The following is a 3,813-nucleotide window of genomic DNA, read 5'->3' as shown; positions in this document are numbered from 1 at the left end:
TTATTATGGTGATCCCCTGGGCGAAATGCGCCTGGTAAGCAGAGTTTTTGAAATGTAAGGCCTTTGAATAAGACAAAAGGCTGCCTCATCGCTAACTTTGCAACAGTGCCAGATCTGTTCATGATAGATTTGCTCGCAACCCGCTTTTGTCAGTTCATCAACCTGATGCGTTACATCCTGAAGATGTGTCGATTTACGCGCATAGCCGATTATCATTTTGCCACCCTATTTTGTTACATCGTTTTTGTTGTATTGATACTGTAACGGGTTTTGTTACAGCCGGAGAGCGTTTTATTGTATAGGCAACTGCTTATAGGGATGTGTCACAGAAACCATCGTTTTTGATACATTAATTTAACCAATAGGTTGCAGATCAAATCGCCTGTAACAGCCTTTCTGGCTGTTTGTATATAATTATGAAAAAATGGTGAGTAGAGTTTCAGGGTAACAGGGGATGTTTATGTCGGTTTTCCACAACTGGCTACTCGAGATCGCATGTGAGAATTACTTCGTCTACATCAAACGCCTTTCCGCCAACGATACCGGCGCAACAGGTGGTCACCAGGTAGGACTTTATATCCCTTCAGGTATCGTTGAAAAACTCTTTCCGTCTATCAACCATACCCGTGAACTGAACCCTTCGGTTTTTCTCACCGCACATGTGTCATCGCATGATTGCCCTGACAGCGAAGCCCGGGCAATTTATTATAACAGCCGTCATTTTGGTAAAACCCGGAATGAAAAAAGGATTACCCGCTGGGGTAGAGGCAGCCCACTTCAGAATCCTGAAAATACAGGTGCTCTGACGCTCCTAGCTTTCAAGCTTGATGAGCAAGGGGGGGACTGTAAGGAAGTAAATATTTGGGTATGCGCCAGCACTGATGAAGAGGACGTCATTGAGACCGCTATTGGTGAAGTTATACCCGGAGCGCTTATATCCGGCCCCGCAGGACAGATTCTAGGCGGACTATCTCTACAGCAAGCGCCAGTAAATCATAAATATATTCTACCTGAAGACTGGCACCTGCGCTTTCCGTCGGGAAGTGAAATTATTCAGTATGCAGCCAGCCATTATGTGAAAAATTCCCTTGATCCGGATGAGCAACTTCTTGACCGCCGGCGCGTGGAGTACGACATATTTCTATTGGTTGAGGAACTGCATGTTCTGGATATCATCCGGAAAGGATTTGGCTCTGTGGATGAATTTATTGCGCTGGCCAATTCTGTCAGCAATCGCCGTAAATCCAGAGCCGGGAAGTCGCTGGAACTGCACCTGGAGCATCTATTCATTGAGCACGGCCTGCGACACTTTTCGACGCAGGCCATCACAGAAGGTAATAAAAAACCCGATTTCCTTTTCCCTTCCGCAGGGGCTTACCACGATACTGAGTTTCCCGTAGAAAATCTGCGCATGCTGGCAGTCAAGACTACCTGTAAGGATCGCTGGCGTCAGATACTGAATGAGGCCGATAAAATTCATCAGGTGCATCTGTTTACACTCCAGGAGGGAGTTTCTCTGGCTCAATATCGGGAGATGCGGGAGTCGGGTGTCAGATTGGTCGTGCCATCATCTCTGCACAAAAAATACCCGGAGGCGGTGAGAGCTGAGCTAATGACGCTAGGTGCGTTTATTGCTGAGCTGACAGAGCTTTACGCAGATATTCCATAGATTATCTCCCGGCATAAATACCGGGAGGAGCGATCAGATTCGTTCAACCTTGCACGAATCGGCATTAACCGCTTTCAGGATATAAGGTTCAAGCAGTTTGGCTACGGCTTCAAACACGGGCACCACTACGGAGTTACCGAACTGCCTGTACGACTGAGTGTCTGACACAGGAATGCGAAAAGGCCTGCCATCTACTTTTTCAAAACCCATAAGGCGCGCGCACTCTCGTGGAGTCAGCCTACGGGGCCGATGCGCCTGATTTTCTTCGTTCGCGAAGTCTGTTTCACCTGTGGCCATATCCCAGCCACGGTCTATCAGAATTTCAGACCCGTCTTTGTGATAGCGAGCAGAAAGCGTACGGGCAATGCTTTCTTTATTTTCAGGATTAACGAGGCCAAAACCGAATCCGTTACCCTTAGCTGCGTGCTTTTTGGCGTAGTTATAGAGATACTCCCAGAGTTTCGGCGTCAGTATATATTTGCTGTCAACCACGGGTTCCAGCAGTTCGCCAAATGACGGACGCTGTTCCGGATAAAAACGACTAATATCGCGCAGGGTAAAGCCCTGGTGAATGTTCAGATCACGACGGAAACCGACCAAAACGATACGTTCTCGGTGCTGAGGTAAAAAGTGCTTTCCGTCGATAACTTTAGGATCGTTTTTGCCCATCTCAGCTGCATCCGCAACTTCATAGCCCAGTTCGTCGAGGGTATCCATGATGACTTTAAAGGTTTTACCCTTGTCATGGCTCTTCAGGTTTTTAACGTTTTCAAGAACAAAGATGGCAGGTTTTTTTGCGCGGATAATACGCGCCACATCGAAGAAAAGTGTTCCCTGAGCCTCACATTCGAAACCATGCGCGCGCCCGAGCGAGTTTTTCTTGCTTACGCCCGCAAGGCTGAACGGTTGACAGGGGAAACCTGCTAGAAGTACATCATGATCCGGCACATGCTCATTAATGTAAGCATAGGCATCGTTTTCAGGTACTTCAGGTTTATCACTGAGCGTGACTTCCCGAATATCGAGATTGAAAGTGTGTTCCTGAGCATCGTTAAACCAGTTAGCTTTATATGTGCGCACAGCCTCTTTATTCCATTCACTGGTAAAAACGCACTGGCCACCGATGGTTTCGAAGCCCTTCCGTATACCTCCAATCCCAGCAAACAGGTCAATAAACCGGAAGGCATAGTTAGGGTGATGTGCAGGCGCTTCCGGAAGCATTTTTCGTAGAAGTTCCTCTTCGGCTGACGTCAGCGTCTTAGGTGAGCACTTACCATTAATCCAGCGATTAAGAGTCTCGCGACTCCACTCATTTTTACCAACTTTTCTAAGCAGTTCAGCCACGTACTTCTGGTCATAGATTTCCAGCACCTGCCCGAGCAGCTTTTTATCATTTTCCTGTCGCAGTTGTTCTTCCGCTTCTGCTTTCTCAAGCAGATCCTGCGCCAGTAATTCAAATTCAGACATATTGCCTCCATTGGGTCTTATGGGTGAAACTGTATCACTCATTTGACCCAGATTGAATGTTTTTATCTGGATATTTAAACAGGTTTTAGGTAACGCACGTTGGCCACGCTGGAGCGTCTTCTGGGCCTGCTGTCGGCCTTTGAGGTCGTGGTATGGATGACGGATGGCTGGCCGCTGTATGAATCCCGCCTGAAGGGAAAGCTGCACGTTATCAGCAAGCGTTACACTCAGCGCATTGAGCGACATAACCTGAATCTGAGACAACATCTGGCAAGGCTGGGACGGAAGTCACTGTCGTTCTCAAAATCGGTGGAGTTGCATGACAAGGTCATCGGGCATTATTTGAACATAAAACACTATCAGTAAGTTGGAGTCATTACCGGTTCTATTTGTCTTTTAGTGATTCTATAAACCTCATTACGTCTGAATATAAAAATCTATTATTTGATTTATGTGGCTCATGAGGTTGTGGGATTGTCTTGTTTTTGAATGTGCCAGTTTTCTTAATGGCAAAGATTAACTCACCTTCTGTTATTCCTAACATTTCAGCAAATGTTTTTGCTTCTAGGTGATGCTGCCAACTTACTGATTTAGTGTATGATGGTGTTTTTGAGGTGCTCCAGTGGCTTCTGTTTCTATCAGCTGTCCCTCCTGTTCAGCTACTGACGGGGTGGTGC

3 protein-coding genes and 1 pseudogene are annotated in these 3,813 nt (G+C 46.8%); 3 read left to right on the top strand and 1 reads right to left on the bottom strand.

Annotated features, from left to right (window positions below; genetic code table 11):
* The first annotated feature begins 460 nt into the window (after positions 1 to 460).
* The gene (locus tag ACJHX7_RS25970) at positions 461 to 1,669 is read left to right on the top strand and encodes a type II site-specific deoxyribonuclease (protein ID WP_000110242.1); all 1,209 of its coding nucleotides are present in this window, start codon (positions 461 to 463) and stop codon (positions 1,667 to 1,669) included.
* Between the two features lie 33 nt (positions 1,670 to 1,702).
* Here ACJHX7_RS25970 and ACJHX7_RS25965 read toward each other — a convergent pair whose 3' ends face one another.
* Complete coding sequence (locus tag ACJHX7_RS25965) at positions 1,703 to 3,136, bottom strand: DNA cytosine methyltransferase (RefSeq protein ID WP_001288435.1); 1,434 nt, start codon at positions 3,134 to 3,136, stop codon at positions 1,703 to 1,705.
* Positions 3,137 to 3,229: 93 nt separating this feature from the next.
* On the opposite strand from ACJHX7_RS25965, the pseudogene ACJHX7_RS25960 reads away from it, so the two are divergent.
* Positions 3,230 to 3,502: pseudogene (locus ACJHX7_RS25960) on the top strand (IS1 family transposase); the annotation flags it as partial.
* Between the two features lie 256 nt (positions 3,503 to 3,758).
* On the top strand, positions 3,759 to 3,813 hold a 55-nt coding region (locus tag ACJHX7_RS25955; RefSeq protein WP_129692851.1), incomplete at its 3' end, for an IS1 family transposase.

This window comes from Escherichia sp. WS1451, from assembly GCF_046487365.1.
In the GTDB taxonomy this organism is placed as follows: Bacteria; Pseudomonadota; Gammaproteobacteria; order Enterobacterales; family Enterobacteriaceae; genus Escherichia; species Escherichia coli.
This window is presented reverse-complemented; position numbering and strand designations above follow the sequence as displayed.

Excerpts from the sequence above, each read along its gene's own strand:
- ACJHX7_RS25970 (WP_000110242.1), top strand. The coding sequence starts at position 461 with ATGTCGGTTTTCCACAACTGGCTACTCGAGATCGCATGTGAGAATTAC.
- ACJHX7_RS25965 (WP_001288435.1), bottom strand. The coding sequence starts at position 3,136 with ATGTCTGAATTTGAATTACTGGCGCAGGATCTGCTTGAGAAAGCAGAA.